Genomic DNA, 16,279 nt, shown 5'->3' on the forward strand with positions numbered 1-16,279 from the left:
TGTCGTGAAGCCCGGCAATCGATCTGGGGAGATCCGCCGGGCTTCACGAGCATCCCTGGGCGCGTGCGGCTCGCCGCCCCGCGTAGACTGGTGGGGAAACTCCGGAGGATCTGGCCGTCATGTCTGCCCCTGCTCGCGCGTTCACCATGCGCCACGTGCAATTGCTGCGCGCGTTGTTCGCAGCCGTCGCCGCCCTCATGATCACCTTCTCCTCGGATCACTCCGCTGCGGTCGGTCTCGCCGTCTTCAGCGGCTTCGCGCTGGTCACCGCCCTGGTGCACATCCTCGCGGCCTGGCTCGTCCTCCCGTCGGGGTCGCGCTGGTCGGCGATCCTCCTGGCGGTCGTGAGCGCGATCGCCGGAATGGCCGGGGGCGTGCCGGCCTGGCGCACGGACGACATGTTCTTCATCGTGCTCATCACCTGGGGCGTGCTCAGCGGCGGCCTCGAGCTGCTCGCCGGCATCCGCGCCCGCCGCGTCGGGGGAGCGCTCGCCACCGATGCGATCACGGTCGGGGCGCTGGGCGTGCTCCTCGCGGTCGTCCTGCTGCTGATCCCGTCGGGCTTCGTCCAGGAGTACACGATCGAGAAGGCGGGCACGTTCGAGCTGTCCGGCATCATCCTCGGCGTGGGGATGTTCGGCGGGTATGCGGCCATCGTCGCCGTCTTCCTCGGCATCGCCGGCCTCACCCCGAAGCGCGCGGGCGCCGATGACGTCGCTGCCGCCCCCGAGAACGATGCGGCTCCTGTGGAGCACGGAGGAGAGCGATGAGCGACGACAAGCCCACCCGACGGGACATCCTGCGGCCCCTCCACCTGCTCGGCATCGCCCTGGGCTGCGGCGTGTTCGCCCTGGTGGTCACACTGGTCTCCACCGGCGCCTTCACCCTCCGCGTGAACACCGCCATCGCGAACGGCACATACGAGGGCCTCACCCCGGTGGCGCTGAGCCTCGTCGTGGGCGGCGGCGCCTTCATCGCGACCCTTCTGATCCTCGCGATGCTCATGCTCGCGGTCGATCCCGCCGACGTCACGAAGACCGTCGACCGCCCGGTGCTGTACGACGCGGAGGACGAGGGCGCGAGCGACGGCACCACCGACGAGCCGGGACGCCCCGCCTCGTCGTGACGCGGAGGTCGGGCGGAATATCGGTGAGGTCGTTCCGCTTGTCTCTGGAGTGACTGCCTCCGTCGACCGCGCCTCCATCGGACTCCGGTCGGAGCGGGGACCCATCCTCGGCGCGCTCATGCTCGCCACCGGCCTCATCGCGATCGACGCCACGATCCTGGCGACCGCGGTGCCGAGCATCGTGCGCGACCTCGGCAGCTACCAGCAGTTCCCGTGGCTGTTCTCCGTGTATCTGCTGGCGCAGGCTGTGAGCGTGCCGATCTACTCGCGGTTCGCCGACACCGTGGGCCGCAAGCCGATCATCCTGCTCGGCATCGCCCTCTTCCTGCTCGGATCCGTCCTCTGCGGGTTCGCCTGGAGCATGCCGGCGCTGATCGTCTTCCGCATCGTCCAGGGCATCGGTGCCGGTGCCGTCGCGCCGATGTCGATGACCATCGTCGGCGACATCTACACGGTTGCCGAACGCGCGAAGGTGCAGGGATACGTCGCCAGCGTCTGGGCCATCTCCTCGGTGGTGGGCCCCGCACTCGGCGGCATCTTCGCCCAGCTCGACGCCTGGCGATGGATCTTCTGGATCAACGTGCCCCTGTGCCTGGTCGCCGGTTGGATGCTGCTGCGCACGTACAAGGAGCAGAAGCAGACCCAGCGGCACAGCATCGACTACGGGGGCGCGGTGCTGCTCACCATCGGGTTGACCGCGCTCATCCTCGGCATGCTGGAGGGCGGGAACGCCTGGGCGTGGCTGTCCGTGCCGAGTGCCCTCTGCTTCGGGATCGGGGTGGTCGCGCTGGGGGCCTTCGGGTTCGTCGAGCGCCGGGTGGCGGAGCCGATCGTCGATCTCCGGCTCGTGACCCGTCGGCTCATCCTCACGACCACGTTGGTCTCGCTCGGCATCGGGGCCCTCATGCTCGGCGTGACCAGCTTCGCCCCGGCCTACCTCGAGGGGTCCCTGGGGATCGCCCCGCTGCTGTCGGGTCTGGCGGTGGCCGCTCTGACCCTCGGCTGGCCGCTCGCCGCCGCGAACGCCGGACGGCTGTACCTGCGCATCGGCTTCCGTCGCACCACGCTCATCGGCATGAGCATCACGACCCTCGCGGCCATCGCGCTCGCCGCCGTCGCCTCCTGGCCGAACCCGTTCGTCGTCGCCGGCATCGCGTTCCTCCTCGGCTTCGGGCTCGGGTGGAGTGCGGCCCCGACCCTCATCGCCGCACAGGCCTCGGTCGGCTGGGGCGAGCGGGGCGCGGTGACCGGGATGAATGCGTTCGCACGGTCAGCGGGAAGCGCCGTGGGCGTGGCCGTGTTCGGGGCGATCTCGAACGCGGTCATCGCGCAGGGTGCGGGACCCGACGACCCCGACACGATCGTCCACGCGTCGGTGTGGGTGTTCGTCGCGGTCGCCGTGACCGCGGTGCTCACCCTCCTGGCGGCGTCGTTCATGCCGAAGGACAGGGCCGAGGAGCACTCCGGCTGAAGGAGGCGAGGAGCGGGAGCAGTTCCGTCACGACGGCCAGCGGGTCCTCCGCGTCGTCGTCGCCGGCGCCATGCCCGTTCCGCCAGCGCTCCTCGATCTCCTCGATGGTCCGGTGCAGCCGCTCCTCGTCTGGCTCGACGCCGCGGTCTACCGCATCTGCCAGCCACGCCACCCAGGCCGCCCAACGGGGGGCGTAGAGCGCGCGGATGAGTCCGGACCAGTGCCGACCGGAGTAGTCGTGCAGCCCGCTGTCCTGGTGCCCCCACACCGATACGAGGCTGCGGGCGTCCCGTTCCATCCGGTCGCGCTCCGACGGGGTGTCGCCCCAGGCGCGGGCCTGCGCGATCCAGGTGGACACCCGAGACTCGGGCCGGGTGGCGGCCAACCGGTCGAGGGCGAGGAGGTCGGCGTGCAGCGCCGCTCCCTCGCGCCGTACCGTCGCCGCGTCGCCGGCCGTGAAGGCTCGCAGCACGCCACGAATCCGCCGTCGCGTTCCTTGGGCGATCACATGACCGGTGAGTTCGACGGCATCCCGCGCGCGCACGGAGCGGCGCTCCGGTGGGACGTCGAGTGCAACGAGCAACCGGGCGGCGCGGGTGATCAACGGAAGGTCGGCGAGGACCGACGGGTCGTTCTCTGCGTCGATGTTCGCCGACATGCGCGCGGGGGCGGCGGGCAGTGCCTCGCCCGCCAGGCGTTGCGCGGCGAAGGGCAGCGCCGCGCTCCACGGTCGCGCGAATACCGGCGACGGGATGGAACGGGTGCGCCCTCGTCCATAGAGAGTCGATCCGAGCAGCCGCCAGACTTCCCGCGCAGCAGCGACGTCCACGCCGTACCGTTGTGTGGCGAACGCGGCAAGCCAGGCGTCGACATCGACGTCGTTCCACACGAGGTCGGCCGCGAGCTCGTAGAAGACGGTGTTGTTCTCGATCGCCTCCGGTGCCACACCGATGCCCTCGAGACGGTCCGGCTGCTCCCGGCGGAGCTCGCCGATGTCTCGGGCCAGACCGCGGAGATCGCCGAAGAGCGCGAACCGGCCGCCGAAGTTGTGCACTGCCGTCCACAGCCAGCGCCGTCCGTGCATGCCGTCGCGCCACATCGGCGCGTGCTCACCCCACAGGTCGATCAGCAGCAGGCGCTCGTGCGGGACGCGTGAGAGGTAGGCGGCGACCCGTGCCGGCGTCCAGAATGCCCGGTGATAGTGGAACGGCCAGCCCTGCAGCAGCCATGTCGCCGCGGGGTAGACGTCGGAGATCGCCGCGTGCACACCCGCCCCGGCCGCCGCCAGATCGTCCGGATCGGCGGACGGGGGAAGCGATTCGATGTACGGATCGACCGCGTAGACCGGCTCCGATCCGGGATCGCCGAGCATCTCGCGCTGGACGTCGAGGAACAGTCGGAGAAAACGCGAGAACGCGGCGGAGGCGGGATCGAGCATCGGCGTCCGCCACCCCTGCCACTCGATCTGCGCGGCGTCTGGTCCTGCGATCGTCGGCGGGACGTGTCCCCCCGGAAGCGGGAGCACGGGCGTCATCCCGAGTTCCCGCGCTCGTGCGAGGATCCGGCGCGCGAGGTCGAGCCGCCGCTCGTCCCAGCGTGCGGGCAGGGGACCGCCGAAGCCGTGCAGGCCCCCCATCGACAGCCACGGCAGGTGCGCGGCGCTGCCAATCCAGTCCCGCACGTCGCCGTCGTCGACGCCCGCGCGCCGCAAGGTCTCGGCGAGCACCGCCTCATACCCGGTGAGGATGAGCGGATGGGTCACGCCGTGCAGCGCCATACCGTCGAGCTCCCTCTCCCAGCGTGCCCAGTCCCAGTACGGTGTCGAGTACCCGTGGGTCACGACGTTCAGGTAGTAGCGGATGCCGAAGGGCGTGCGCAGTGTGGTCGTGTCGGCGTCGGGCCACGGTCCGCGTACGCCCTTCAGGTGCGGCGTGTCCCACGTGATCCGCTCTCCGCGCGCGTGCAGCGCCCGCGCGAAGGCGCTCGCCAGGGCGGGGGTATCCGGGCCGCGGAGCGTCAGCACGCCATCCTGCGCAGAGAAGGAGGCCGTGCCCGGCTCCCCTCCCGGGTCGTCCTCGATCCGCACCGACGACGCGTCGCCGCCGATACGCGCGATCAGCCGCCGCATCGCCGCCGCACCGCTCATGCGCGCTGCCGACCGCGGGGTCGCCCCCCGAACTCGGCACTCCACGTGGGGAAATCGATGGGCGCTCCCGTGCGCCGTGACTCCTCGGCGCAGAATGCCATCAGGTGACTGTCCAGGGCTGTCTCGAACGACAGCTCGCCGGCACCGACCGTACGCAGGCGCACCGCCTCCACGAAGGCGGCCATCAGCCCGGCGTCCCCGCCCCCGTGCCCGGCGTGATCGCCGAGATCGGGGTTCGGGAGCGTCACCCGCAACGTGTGGCGCTCGTGCGCGAGCGGCGACTTCGGCCGCACCACGTGGGAGTCCAGCGGCAGTCCCTCCGGGATTCGCGCAGTCGGGGAGAAGAGGTCGACCACGATCTCGCCGTCCTCCATGTGCCCGGAGAGCTGCCCTGCCGATCCGGTGATGGTCAGGTGACGCGTGTTCTCGGCGGTGAAGGCCGAGGCGGTCAGCGTCGCCGTAACCCCGGCCCGAAAGCGCATCGTCGTCTGCTGGTGGTCGGCCACGTCGTTGTCGCTGCGATACACGCATCGTCCGTAGTCGCCGTCTCGGAGCGCGCGCATCCGTCCTTCGGGAGACGTGTCAGGGCCGAGCAGATGCACCGGGTGCCCCGTGACACCGGCGAGGGCGTCGACGTAGTAGCGAGGGGCGAAGAACGGGCAGCTCTGTGCGACAGGGCATCCCTCGACGCAGTGAGCCGGTGCGCCGGCGGGAGCGTTCTCCGCGCGGAACCAGCTGAGCTCGCCGACGCTGTAGACGCTCTCCGGCGGTGCACCCACCAGCCAGCGGATGAGGTCGAGGTCGTGCGAGGTCTTCGTCAACGCCATCGGACCCGAGGTGAGGCTATTGCGCCAGTTGCCGCGCACATACGAGTGCGCGAAGTGCCAGTAGCCGACGTTCTCGCGGATCTCGAGGGTCATCATGCGGCCGATCGCGCCGGAGTCGAGGAGCGCCTTGACCGATCGCCAGAAGGGAGTGAAGCGCAGCACGTGACCGATCGCAAGGGACGACGACGTCCGCCGAGCGTGCTGCGCGAGCCGGCGCAGCTCCTCCAAATCCGGGGCGGCAGGCTTCTCCAGGAGGAACGGCAGGCCTGCGTCCGCCACGGCGATCGCCACATCCACGTGCAGCCGGTCGGGCACGGCGATCACGACGGCGTCGGCGTCGAGCACGGCGAGATCGGCGACGACGGCGCGCCAGTCGTCATAGGTGCGCGCTCCGCCGGCTTCGTCCGCCAGCGCCTCCCGGCGCTCGGGCGATGGGTCGGCGACGGCGACCACGGTCGCGCGATCGGGGTGGGCGATCGCCCAGCGGCCGTAGGCGTCGCGGCCGCGGCCGCCGGCGCCGATGATGACGATCCGCTGCGGTCGTGCTGGTGCGCTCATTTCTCGGCTCCTGCCGTGAGTCCCTCGACGAGATAGCGCTGCGCGAGGAAGAAGAGGATGACGATGGGGACAGTGACCGCGATCGAGCCGGAGAGGAGGGCCGTGACGGGCACGTTGAAGTCGGCGAGTTGCGAGATGCCGAGCGGAGCCGTCCACAGCGTGCGGTCGCGCACGAGGAAGAGCAGCGCGTAGAAGTACTCGTTCCAGGCGATCATGAAGACGTAGATCGAGGTCGCGACCACACCGGGAAGGGCGATCGGCAGCACCACGCTCCGCAGCATCTGCGGTAGAGAGGCGCCATCCACGATCGCCGCCTCCTCCACGCTCTCCGGCAGTGCCTGGAAGTAATTGCGCAGCATGTAGATCGATACGGGCACCGTAGTCGCCACGTAGACGAGGAAGAGGCCGAGCAGCGATCCGGTCAGGCCGGCGCGGGCGAGCAGCACGAAAAGCGGCACCGACAGCACGATGCCTGGGAAGAGGTACACCGCGAGGATGATCGCGTTCATCCCTCGACGGCCGCGGTAGCGCAACCGGGCGGCCGCATAGGCGCCGAGGATCGAGACGAGGACCGACAGGACCACGGTGCCCAGCCCGACGAGCAGCGAGTTGAGCACGAAACGTCCGAGGCCGAAGCCGCCCTGGTCGGGGTCGAGCATGGCCGTGGTGTAGCCAGAGAAGTCGAGCTCGTCCAGCGCGGGGATCAGATCGAGCGGCGCCTGGACGATCGACGAGTACGGCCGGACGGACAGGACGAACCCGTACAGCACCGGTCCGATCGCGACGACGAGCGCGACGGCGATGAGCACGACCCGGGCCGCGGTTGCGGCACGGCTCGGGCGCAGCGAGGAGCGACGGCGGGTCATTCGGTGTCGACCTTTCTGCGGGTGGCGATGACGTACACGGTGAGCAGGGCGACGAGGACCACCGACATGAGGAGGCCGTACGCGGAGGCGCTGCCGATGTCGGCGCGTGTGACCAGCTCGGTGTATACCTTGAGGGCCATGAGCTGCGTGCCCCCCGCTCCTTCGGTGAGCAGGTACACCTCGCTGAAGCTCTGGAACGTCCAGATGAAGCGCAGGAGGCAGAGCAGCAGGATGACGCCCTTGAGCTGCGGCATCACGATGCTCCACAGGATCTGTCGAGGCTTGGCCCCGTCCAGGGCGGCGGCCTCCTCGATGCTGGGCGAGACGCCCTGCAGCCGCGCGGTGAGGAAGAGGAACGCGAGGGGCGCGGACGTCCAGATCTCGAACGCCACCACGACGAGCAGCGACAGCGGCACCGTGACGCCGAAGACCTGCGCGGACGACGTATTGAGGAAGCCGATCGCCTGATCCCAGCCCAGCACCTCCCGGCCGAACGCGTTGACGAAGCCGTACTGCGGGTTGAGCATCGTCTGCCAGATCGTGACGGCGGCGATGAGGGGAAGCACGTAGGGCACGAGGAGCAGCGCCCGAACGAGGCCGCGACCCCGGAACGGTCGGCGCAGAGCGAGGGCGAGCACCAGGCCGACCCCCACCGACCCCACCATGGTGAGAGTGGAGTAGAGCAGCGTCGTGCCGAGCGCCTGCCAGAATGAGGGATTCGCGAGCGCGCGGCGGAAGTTGTCGAGCGTCCATTCGATCGGCTCGGAGCCGAGGCGGGGAATGTCGACGAGGCGGACCTCGCTGAACGCGAAGACGATCACCAGCAGCAGCGGGATGATCGATGCCAGCAGGATGACGAGGAATGTCGGGGCGGTGAGCAGGAGGCCGTTGCGGCCGTCCCGCCGGGAGCGGGAATGACGCTCCCGCTCCCGGCGATGATCCAGAGGTGTCGTGCTCACAGGCCCGCCTTGACCTCCTCGACGGCCGCCTTCATCGCGGCGGTGACCTCGGCGGCGGGGGTGCCGTTGTACAGCGCCTCGATCTGGTTCGCCAGCACGCCTTGGCTGGACACGAGCCCGGCGAGGGTGGCGTCATCCGTGCCCATGCCCCACAGGTAGATGGAGTTGATGCCCTCGCTCATGCCGTCGACGAACTCGTCGCCGTAGATCTCGGCCGACGTCCGGTCGTGGGCGGGTCCGATGCCCAGCCCGCCCCAGGCCGCGGCGAAGGCCTCGGGGTCGTCGGCGGAGCCGTTGCGCAGCGGGATGCGTCCCTCGGTGGCGACGCCCAGCGTATCGGCGTAGCCCTCGTCGAGCACGAACTCGATGTACTCCTGCGCGGCCTCCCCGTCGGCACCGGTGGGTATGCCGTAGCTCAGGACGGCACCGTATTGGCGTGGTTCGTCGCCGAGCGCGGTCACGAACCCGGTGTTCTGCGCCAAGAAGTCGGGGGTATCGGTGCACTCGGGGCAGGTCGCCGGTGTCGCGGGATCCAGGCCCGCCAGCTCGTCCAAGATGTGCGTGGAGAACAGGAGCATCGCCGCGTCGCCGTTGAGGTAAGCGGCCCGCGCGCTGGTGACGTCGAAGTCCCCCGCCGTGGAGGAGTTGCGCAGCGCGAGGAATTGCTCGGCCGCGGCGGTGCAGGCCGCCGAGTCGACGGTGACCTCGCCGTCCTCCACGAGCTCGCAGCCGGCACTTTGGAACAGCGACTGGATGCCCTCGGTCGCCGACGCGGTTCCCGCCTGGGTGCCGAACGCCAGTCCGGTGATCCCCAGCTCCTCCTTGATCGTGGTCGCGGCAGCGGCCAGCTCCTCCACCGACGTCGGCACCGCGACCCCGGCCTCCTCGAGCAGATCGACGCGGTAGGCGATCACGTGCGACCAGCCGTCGCTGGGCACGGCGGAGACCTCGCCGTCGATGGTGACGGCGGAGAGGGCGTTCTCGTTGAACGTCGTGGGGTCCAGGCCGTCGACGACGGCGCTCGCCGCTGCGGTGTCGAGCAGGCCTTGCGACGTCCAGGCACCGGTCTGCGTGGAGGCGTGCAGGATCACATCGGGAACATCGCCGCTGGCCGCTCCGGTTACGAGTGCCTGGTCCTGGTCCGCGCCCGCCATCGGCACGACCTCCACGGCGATACCGGTCTTCTCCGTGAAGGCGTCGGCCACCGCCTCCTGTGCGGCGAGTCGCTCGGGCGTGGTCTGCGGCGTCCAGAAAACGATGCTCCGGTCACCAGACGAGGTGTCGTCGGTCGGGGCGGAGCAACCGGCGAGCAGGGACAGTGCGGCGAGAGTCGCAAGGGGAGCCGCGATGCGCGGCACTGACGAACGGGTCACGTCAACACTCCTCGGGTCGTGGCGCCAGGCGCCGGGAGAACCGCCGGGCGACGATGCCGCGGCGATGCTGTGATCTTCCCGCAGTGCGAGCGATTCAGGTGAGATTCGCGACTGTCATGCAAGAGATTGTCTTCTGAAACGGTCAGCCTGCAGGTAACGTACGGTCTGTGGATGACCTCAACCGTCGCATCATCGGCGCTCTGATGGCCAATCCTCGTGCCACGAACGCGCAGATCAGCGACGCGGTCTTCACGTCCGAGGCGACAGTCTCGCGTCGGGTCGCCCGGCTCATCGGCGACGGCGCCGTGCGGGCGATCGGTGTGCTGGACGGCGAGGCCACGGCGCGTTCGCGGTCGCTGTTCGTGCGGCTCCGCTGTCGTCCCGGCGACGGGAACCGCTCGGCGCTGAGACTGGCGGCCTGGCCGGAGTGCGGATCCGTGAAGCTCGTCACGGGGAGCGTCGACTGCATCGCGGAGATCAACTACACCTCCAACGACCACCTGCTCGCGATCACGCTCGAACAGCTGCCGTCGCTGGACGGCGTGCTGGCGGTGTGGAGCAACCAAGTGGTGCGCCGGTTCGCGACGCCACACAGCTGGCTGCCGGAGCTGCTGCCCGAGGAGATCGCCGCGCAGCTACGCTCCCAGCGTCTGGACCCCTGGCAGGACCCGCTTCCCGGCGACCCGGTGCGGCTCGATGCGCTCGACGCACGGATCGCCGACGCGCTGGGTACCGACGGAAGGCTCGGGTGGCAGCAACTGGCCGTGCGGTGCGAGGCGAGCCCGGTCACGGTCCGGCGACGCACCGAGGCCATGCTGGCGTCGGGGGCGCTGCGCATGCGCGCGGTGGTCGACCCGGAGACGGTGGGGCTGCCCGTGAACGCCTTCGTCTCCCTCAGCGTGAACCCGACGCAGCTGGGGCGCGTGGGGGAGATGTTGGCACAGCATCCGTCCGTGCTGATGATCTCGGCGACGACCGGCGACCGGAATCTCTGCGGCGAGGTCGCTCTCGCGTCGGACGCGGCGCTCTACGAGTTCATCTCCGCGACGATCGGCGGCCTACCGGGACTCCAGCACGCGGATGTGGCCGTCGCCCTGCGGTCCGTCAAACGCGCCGGGCTCCTTCGCGGTCCCTCCGTGTGACGGTGGGACCGCAGCGGGCTCACAGGGAGTACGCGCGGAGCACGCCGTCCTGGGCGCCGACCACGAGCCGGTCAGCGGCCAGGACCGGGGTCGAGAACGTGTTCGCCGTGAAGAGCTGACGATCCACCACGACGCTGCGATCGGCCGGCCGGATCTCGGCGAGCAGCCCGCCGACCGAGACGAGCCAGGCCGTCCCCGTGCGGGAGTCGATCACCGGGCCGGCATTGACGGCCCGGGGCACCGCCGGAGCTGTCCATCGCACGGCCCCGGTGGTCTCATCCACGATGGCGACGACTCCCCATTCCGAGGTGAGGAGGAGCCCGCCGTCGGGGAGCGGCAGTGCGGGCGCGAAGATGTAACTGCCGGGCGTGCGCCAGATCACCGCACCCGTGCGCGGGTCCACGGCGATCGCGTCCACGACGGTGCTGAACACGACGGCCCCGGTCGAGAGCACCTCGACCCAGTCGTCCCACGGCCCGTAGATGAGTTGGCGGTAGCGATCGGGGCGGTCGGTCGTGAGTACCGACCAGAGGACGGCGCCCGTGCGCAGATCGTAGGCGTAGCCGCGGCCGTCGCCTGCCCCGACGAACACGCGCTCGCCGTCGCAGGCGGCACGTCCGGCGGTGCGGACCGGCACCGGCGCCTCCCACAGGGTGGTGCCGTCCCTGTCGAGGCAGCGCAGCGTGTCCTCGGCGGAGACGAGGACGCGGGTCGCGCCGCCGTCGTCGGCGGCGACGAGCGGCGTGGTGAGCACGGGCTTCGGGAACCGGCTGGTCCAGACGGTGCGTCCGGTGTGGGCGTCGAGGGCGAGCAGCAGGCCGTCGGCGCTCGGGACGAGCACGAGTCGTCCGTCGGGCGTGAATGCGGCGCCGCGATGGATGGGGCCGGTGTCGGCGGTCCACCGCGGTCGCGGCCGGCCGCGTCCGCCTGCGTCGACGGCCGTCACTCGACCCGACGTGGAGCACGCGACGACGGTCGCCCCTCGCGCCGCGAGCGCGCCCTGGATCTGGCCGCCGATCACGAGCTCCCAGGCGGGCCTGGCCCGCGTGGGACCGGGCAGTTCCACCTCCGCCCATTCCTCTCGTCGCGCTCCCGCGCCGTCGACGGCACGGACCTGCACGCGGTGACGCCCGGGGGCGGCACCGGCGCGGTCGACGGTGCCGTGCCAGGAGCGCCCTCGGGCCGTGAGTGGCGTCCAGGCGCTCTCATCGCGTGCGCCGAAGACGGCCTGCGGGTGCAGCCGCGCATCGACGGCCACGGCCGCGCCGGTGGCGACGGCGGTGAGGGCGATCCCCGTCGTACCGGGCCGCGGTGCGATGTGGATCGGCGCGGTGGGGGCGGACGGCGCGTCCAGGGGGATCTCGGTGAGCGTCTCGACCGTCGGCGCGGCGGCATCGGTCGCGCCGAGCGTCACGTGCTCGACGAGCAGCGTGCGCCCCGTCTGCCCTCGTCCTTCGGTGACCCGCAGATAGAACGGGCCGGGGCGCGCGGCATTGGTCGTGACCTGGGTGAGGCCGTTGAAGCGATCGATCTCGTTGAGGTGCCGGTGGCCGGCGAAGATCGCGCGCACGGGGAAGGGCGCGAGGGTGCGCAGCAGCGCGTCCGTGTCGTTCACGTAGTAGTTCGCGCCGCCCAGCGGATAGTGCAGGAAGAGGACGGACGGACGGTCGCCGGCCGCGCGCAACTCCTCCTCGATCGCGGCGAGGCCATCGCCGAAAAGCCCCGGCTCCTGCAGCAGCTGGGTGGGGTCCAGCGCGAGGAAGTGCACGTCGCCGGCGTCGAAGCCGTAACTGGTGGGGCCGAACCAGTGCCGGAAACGGCGGCGCGCACTGGTGTCCCAGCGGATCTCGTGATTGCCGGGGACGTGGCGCAGGCGTCCCCAGAGCGCGGCCGGGATGAGGTCGCGGTAGGCGGCGAACGAGCCGTCGCTGCCGTAGTCGGTGATGTCTCCGCAGTGCAGGACGAAGGCGGGATCCTCGGCCTGGATCGCGTCGAAGATGCGGCGGAGGTTCGCCATCCGCTCGGCCTCGTCCTCGTTGGCGTGCGTGTCCGTCAGGACCGCGAACCGCAGGGTGCCCGCAGTCTCGTCGTCCGCGGCGGCGGCGCCGACGCTCCCGCCGGGCCACGGTCCCCAGCCGCCCGCCGCTCCGAGCATGATCCCGGCCGCGGACAGGCCGAGGAATCCTCGCCTGGTCAGCGGCGTCTGCGCCGGGGGCCTCGCTCCTGCCGTTCTCTCCATGTCCGCTCCTCCTCGTCGTGGGCGTCTCCGCAGCACCCAAGCGGGACCGGGTCCCGGCCGGTCCCCGCGCGGAGGGGAATGCGATGGATCGACATCGACGCGGGGCGGCTCGCAAGAAATCGGCCATCCGCGCGACCGGTATCGTGCCCGATTCGCTCACCGGAGCCGGTGGTATGGACGATCTCTTGCGCCCGGACGTCCGCCGCTTGATCCCCCGCCGGGGAACCGGACACCGTCGGTCGCAGGGGCGGCGACGGACGCCGGTCCGGCGACGTGAGGAGGATCAGCATGGGATTCGCGACGGGGAGAAGAACGCGGACGGTGGGCGGGCTCGGACTGCTCGCCGCGGCGGTGACCGTGGGGGCGGCGGCGGTTGCCGGCCCGGCGGTCGCGGCCCCGGGAACTCCCGAGGGCGGACCGGGGGAGCGTCCGCCGCTCGCCGATCACGTGGTGCTCATCGCGCTGGACGGCTTCGATCCGGACTATCTGGCCGGAGGTGCGATGCCGAACCTCCGCGCACTCGCCACCCGCGGCGCGATCAGTGAGTCCACGGGGGTCATGACGTCGATCACGAACCCATCCTGGTCGTCGATCGCGACGGGCGCGTGGCCGGAGACCCACGACAACGCGGCCTATTTCTTCGATCCCGTGGCGGGGACGGCGGTCGGGCAGCAGCGGGATCTGGCGGTACCGACCATCGCCGAGTCGATCAGGGCCCAGGGCGGAACCGTGCTGTCGTCCCAGTGGTTCATCGTGCAGAACCACGGCACCGCGTTCGGCGACCCCGCCGGCCTGTACACGCAGCCCGGCGGGGACTGCGCACGCCGCACGGACGACGCCGTCGCCGTGTTGCAGGGCCAGCCGGTCATGAGTGCGGGAACCGCGGTGCAGATGGCCGGCATCCCCGACCTCATCGCTGTCTACTGCGACCGCCTCGACGCCCTGGGCCACGCCGACGGCAAGGACGCTCCGGACATGCCGGCAGCGATCGCCGAGATCGACGCGCAGATCGGACGGCTGGTGCAGGCGACCAAGGATGCCGGGATCTTCGGGCGTACGGCGTTCGTGGTGACGGGTGACCACGGCATGGAGACTTTCACGCAAGGCATGCGGAACGAGCTGCTCGCCGCGATCGCCGGAGCCGGGTATCAGGCGGAGATGCTGACGGCCGGACAGTCACCGCGTCCCGAGACGGATGCGGTGATCGTGGTCGGAGGGGTGGGCTCCCTGCACCTCGTCGGGGAGGCCGCGGGAGACCCGGCGGCTGTTCCCGCCATCGAGGCCGCGGTCTCCGCACTTCCCCACGTCGCTGCCGTGTACGACGAGGCCGATCAGCAGGCGATGCACATGTCGGAGAAGTATGGCGAGCTGGTGATCGAGCCCGAGGAGGGCTGGAGCCTCGGCGCCGCGCCGTCGGACGGCGTGTCCGGGGTGCACGGGGTGTCCCGCACCATGACCACCGTGCTCGCGCTCGCTGGTTCTGGCGTGCGTCCGCACCATGTCGCACAGGGTCCGCGGCACATCGACATCGCCCCCACGGTCGCCGCGCTGCTGGGTTTCGACGCGCCCTCCGCTGCCCAAGGGCGCGTCCTCGTCGAGGCGCTCCGACCGCACTGACGACGCGGGAGTGTCAGCGGGCGAGGCGCTCCGCGATGCCGGTGTAGGTCGCGGGGGTCAGCGCGAGGAGCCGCTGCTTGGCCGCGTCCCCGATCTCCAGACCCTCCACGAACGACGCGAGGTCGGCGGCGCCGACGCGGTGTCCGCGGGTGAGCTCCTTGAGCAGCGCATACGGGTCCTGGATGCTCGACCGGCCGGCGACGACCTCGGCGCGGATCACCGTCTGGATCGCTTCGGCCAGCACCTCCCAGTTCACGTCGAGGTCGGCGAGCAGCACGTCGCGCGAGAGCGAGATCGCGTTCAGGCCGCGGCGCAGGTTGTCGAGAGCGAGCAGCGAGTGCCCGAACGCGACGCCGATGTTGCGCTGCGTCGTGGAGTCGGTGAGGTCGCGCTGCAGCCGGCTCGTGACGAGCGTCTGGCCCAGCGACGCGAGCAGGGCGCCCGAGATCTCGAGGTTGGCCTCGGCGTTCTCGAAGCGGATCGGGTTGATCTTGTGCGGCATGGTCGACGAGCCGGTGGCGCCGGCGACCGGGATCTGCGCGAAGTAGCCGAGCGAGATGTAGGTCCAGATGTCCGTCGCGAGGTTGTGCAGGATCCCGCCGGCGTGACGCACGCGGTCGTAGAGCTCGACCTGCCAGTCGTGCGACTCGATCTGCGTCGTGAGCGGGTTGAAGCCCAAACCCAGTCCCTCGATGTACTCGCGGGCGATGGTCGGCCAGTCGGCGTTCGGGTCGGCTGCGAGGTGGGCGGACCAGGTGCCGGTCGCCCCGGAGAACTTCGCGAGGTACTCGGAGCCGGCGATCTGGCTGCGCACGCGCTCGAGACGCCAGGCGAAGACCGCGAGCTCCTTGCCCATCGTCGAGGGCGTGGCGGGCTGGCCATGCGTGCGGGACAGCATGGCGGCGTCGGCGTGCTCGACCGCGAGCTCGCGCAGCTTCGCGATCACGGTGTCGAGGGCCGGGAGCCAGACCTCCTCGACCGCGCGCTTGACGGTGAGGGCGTAGGACGCGGAGTTGATGTCCTCGCTCGTGCAGGCGAAGTGCGTCAGCTCGGCGATGCGGTCGAGGCCGAGCGTGGAGAGCCGGTCGCGGACGAGGTACTCGATGGCCTTCACATCGTGCTGCGTGACGGCCTCCTTCTCGGCGAGCCAGTCGATCTCGGCCTGCCCGAAGTCGCGGTACAGGGCGCGCAGGCGCTCCTTGTCGTCGTCCGACAGCGGGGTCGTCTCGAACAGCGAACGGTCGGTGAGGGCGATCAGCCATTCCACCTCCACCTCGACCCTGGCGCGGTTGAGTCCGGCCTCGGAGAGGAAGTCGGCGAGCCCGGTGACGGCACCGCGATAGCGGCCGTCGAGGGGGCTGAGGGGCTGCGGCGGGAGTGAAGGCTGGAAAGTCAGGGGAGTCCTCCTGATGAGGCCCCGAAGGTTCGGGGCGTGCGGGGCAGGCGCAGGGCGGGTTCGAGCTGGCGGAACAAGCCGCGAGTCGCCGTCTCGATCATACCGAGCACCGAATCGAACATCTCCGGGCCTGCGTAGTACGGGTCGGGGACGTCGTGCGTCGACGCGTCGGGATCGAAAGCGAGGAGGAGGGTCACCTTGCCGTCCTCGTCCTCGTCCGCGGCCCATTCGCGGAGGATGCGCTCGTGCGTGCGGTCCAGGGCCACCACGAGGTCGTTCTCGGCGAAGGAGGCGGCGGTGAACTGGCGGGCGCGGTGCAGCGAGCCGTCATAGCCACGGCGGGCGAGGGCGTCGATGGTGCGGTGGTCGGCGCGCTCTCCGAGGTGCCAGTCCCCGGTGCCCGCGCTGCGCGAGACGATCTGGGAGCCGAGCCCCTGCCGCTCCGCGAGGTCCCGGAACACGACCTCCGCCATGGGGGATCGGCAGATGTTGCCGGTGCAGACGAAGATCACGCGGAAGGGATCTCGGGCTGTCACGGATCCATTCTGCCGGTCGATGC

Annotated in this window: 13 protein-coding genes; 5 read left to right on the forward strand and 8 right to left on the reverse strand. The window is 70.7% G+C overall.

Translation table 11 applies throughout. From position 1 onward, the window contains the following. Window positions 1–119 precede the first annotated feature (119 nt). From AUV07_RS16755 to AUV07_RS16765, 3 genes are read left to right on the forward strand one after another with little or no spacing between them, the layout of a single operon-like run. Window positions 120–770 (forward strand): hypothetical protein, encoded by a 651-nt coding sequence (locus tag AUV07_RS16755; protein WP_062637867.1) that lies wholly within the window; start codon window positions 120–122, stop codon window positions 768–770. Continuing rightward, window positions 767–1,126: a hypothetical protein gene (locus AUV07_RS16760; protein ID WP_062637869.1), complete on the forward strand. Its 360-nt coding sequence runs from the start codon at window positions 767–769 to the stop codon at window positions 1,124–1,126. Before AUV07_RS16755 ends, AUV07_RS16760 begins: the two co-directional genes overlap by 4 nt. A gap of 49 nt (window positions 1,127–1,175) precedes the next feature. Beyond that, window positions 1,176–2,597, forward strand: coding sequence for an MFS transporter (locus AUV07_RS16765; RefSeq protein ID WP_062637872.1), 1,422 nt, complete (start codon window positions 1,176–1,178; stop codon window positions 2,595–2,597). On the opposite strand, the gene AUV07_RS16770 is transcribed toward AUV07_RS16765, so the two are convergent. From AUV07_RS16770 to AUV07_RS16790, 5 genes are read right to left on the reverse strand one after another with little or no spacing between them, the layout of a single operon-like run. Beyond that, a complete protein-coding gene (locus tag AUV07_RS16770) occupies window positions 2,560–4,743 on the reverse strand; it encodes an alpha-N-acetylglucosaminidase (protein WP_062637874.1) in 2,184 nt (727 codons plus the stop codon). The two genes, AUV07_RS16765 and AUV07_RS16770, sit on opposite strands and share 38 nt — an antisense overlap. Next, window positions 4,740–6,128, reverse strand: a complete 1,389-nt coding sequence (locus tag AUV07_RS16775; protein ID WP_062637876.1) for a Gfo/Idh/MocA family protein — start codon at window positions 6,126–6,128, stop codon at window positions 4,740–4,742. The genes AUV07_RS16770 and AUV07_RS16775 overlap by 4 nt, the downstream gene beginning before the upstream one ends. Continuing rightward, the gene (locus AUV07_RS16780; protein ID WP_062637878.1) at window positions 6,125–6,994 is read right to left on the reverse strand and encodes a carbohydrate ABC transporter permease; all 870 of its coding nucleotides are present in this window, start codon (window positions 6,992–6,994) and stop codon (window positions 6,125–6,127) included. The genes AUV07_RS16775 and AUV07_RS16780 overlap by 4 nt, the downstream gene beginning before the upstream one ends. Then, the gene (locus AUV07_RS16785) at window positions 6,991–7,953 is read right to left on the reverse strand and encodes a carbohydrate ABC transporter permease (protein ID WP_062637880.1); all 963 of its coding nucleotides are present in this window, start codon (window positions 7,951–7,953) and stop codon (window positions 6,991–6,993) included. The genes AUV07_RS16780 and AUV07_RS16785 overlap by 4 nt, the downstream gene beginning before the upstream one ends. Then, window positions 7,950–9,326, reverse strand: a complete 1,377-nt coding sequence (locus AUV07_RS16790) for an ABC transporter substrate-binding protein (protein ID WP_197462169.1) — start codon at window positions 9,324–9,326, stop codon at window positions 7,950–7,952. The genes AUV07_RS16785 and AUV07_RS16790 overlap by 4 nt, the downstream gene beginning before the upstream one ends. Before the next feature lie 167 nt (window positions 9,327–9,493). On the opposite strand from AUV07_RS16790, the gene AUV07_RS16795 reads away from it, so the two are divergent. Beyond that, the gene (locus AUV07_RS16795) at window positions 9,494–10,468 is read left to right on the forward strand and encodes an Lrp/AsnC family transcriptional regulator (RefSeq protein ID WP_062637884.1); all 975 of its coding nucleotides are present in this window, start codon (window positions 9,494–9,496) and stop codon (window positions 10,466–10,468) included. 19 nt (window positions 10,469–10,487) lie between these two features. Here the strand turns inward: AUV07_RS16795 and AUV07_RS16800 are convergent, their stop codons facing one another. Then, the gene (locus tag AUV07_RS16800) at window positions 10,488–12,707 is read right to left on the reverse strand and encodes an outer membrane protein assembly factor BamB family protein (protein ID WP_082803023.1); all 2,220 of its coding nucleotides are present in this window, start codon (window positions 12,705–12,707) and stop codon (window positions 10,488–10,490) included. Between the two features lie 288 nt (window positions 12,708–12,995). Between AUV07_RS16800 and AUV07_RS16805 the strand changes: the two genes are divergently transcribed. Continuing rightward, a complete protein-coding gene (locus AUV07_RS16805; protein WP_082803024.1) occupies window positions 12,996–14,324 on the forward strand; it encodes an alkaline phosphatase family protein in 1,329 nt (442 codons plus the stop codon). Between the two features lie 13 nt (window positions 14,325–14,337). Here the strand turns inward: AUV07_RS16805 and purB are convergent, their stop codons facing one another. Then, entirely contained in the window at window positions 14,338–15,720 is a 1,383-nt protein-coding gene (gene purB / locus AUV07_RS16810; RefSeq protein WP_062638036.1) for an adenylosuccinate lyase, read from the reverse strand. After that, window positions 15,717–16,256: a low molecular weight protein-tyrosine-phosphatase gene (locus AUV07_RS16815; RefSeq protein WP_197462170.1), complete on the reverse strand. Its 540-nt coding sequence runs from the start codon at window positions 16,254–16,256 to the stop codon at window positions 15,717–15,719. Before AUV07_RS16815 ends, purB begins: the two co-directional genes overlap by 4 nt. Between the last annotated feature and the right edge of the window lie 23 nt (window positions 16,257–16,279).

Origin of the sequence: Microbacterium sp. CH1, from assembly GCF_001595495.1 — a bacterium.
GTDB lineage: Bacteria > Actinomycetota > Actinomycetes > Actinomycetales > Microbacteriaceae > Microbacterium.

What these genes read in the sequence shown, in the direction of transcription:
- AUV07_RS16755 (WP_062637867.1), top strand. Translation starts at nt 120, where the DNA reads ATGTCTGCCCCTGCTCGCGCGTTCACCATGCGCCACGTGCAATTGCTG.
- AUV07_RS16760 (WP_062637869.1), top strand. Translation starts at nt 767, where the DNA reads ATGAGCGACGACAAGCCCACCCGACGGGACATCCTGCGGCCCCTCCAC.
- AUV07_RS16770 (WP_062637874.1), bottom strand. Translation starts at nt 4,743, where the DNA reads ATGAGCGGTGCGGCGGCGATGCGGCGGCTGATCGCGCGTATCGGCGGC.
- AUV07_RS16775 (WP_062637876.1), bottom strand. Translation starts at nt 6,128, where the DNA reads ATGAGCGCACCAGCACGACCGCAGCGGATCGTCATCATCGGCGCCGGC.
- AUV07_RS16780 (WP_062637878.1), bottom strand. Translation starts at nt 6,994, where the DNA reads ATGACCCGCCGTCGCTCCTCGCTGCGCCCGAGCCGTGCCGCAACCGCG.
- AUV07_RS16800 (WP_082803023.1), bottom strand. Translation starts at nt 12,707, where the DNA reads ATGGAGAGAACGGCAGGAGCGAGGCCCCCGGCGCAGACGCCGCTGACC.
- AUV07_RS16805 (WP_082803024.1), top strand. Translation starts at nt 12,996, where the DNA reads ATGGGATTCGCGACGGGGAGAAGAACGCGGACGGTGGGCGGGCTCGGA.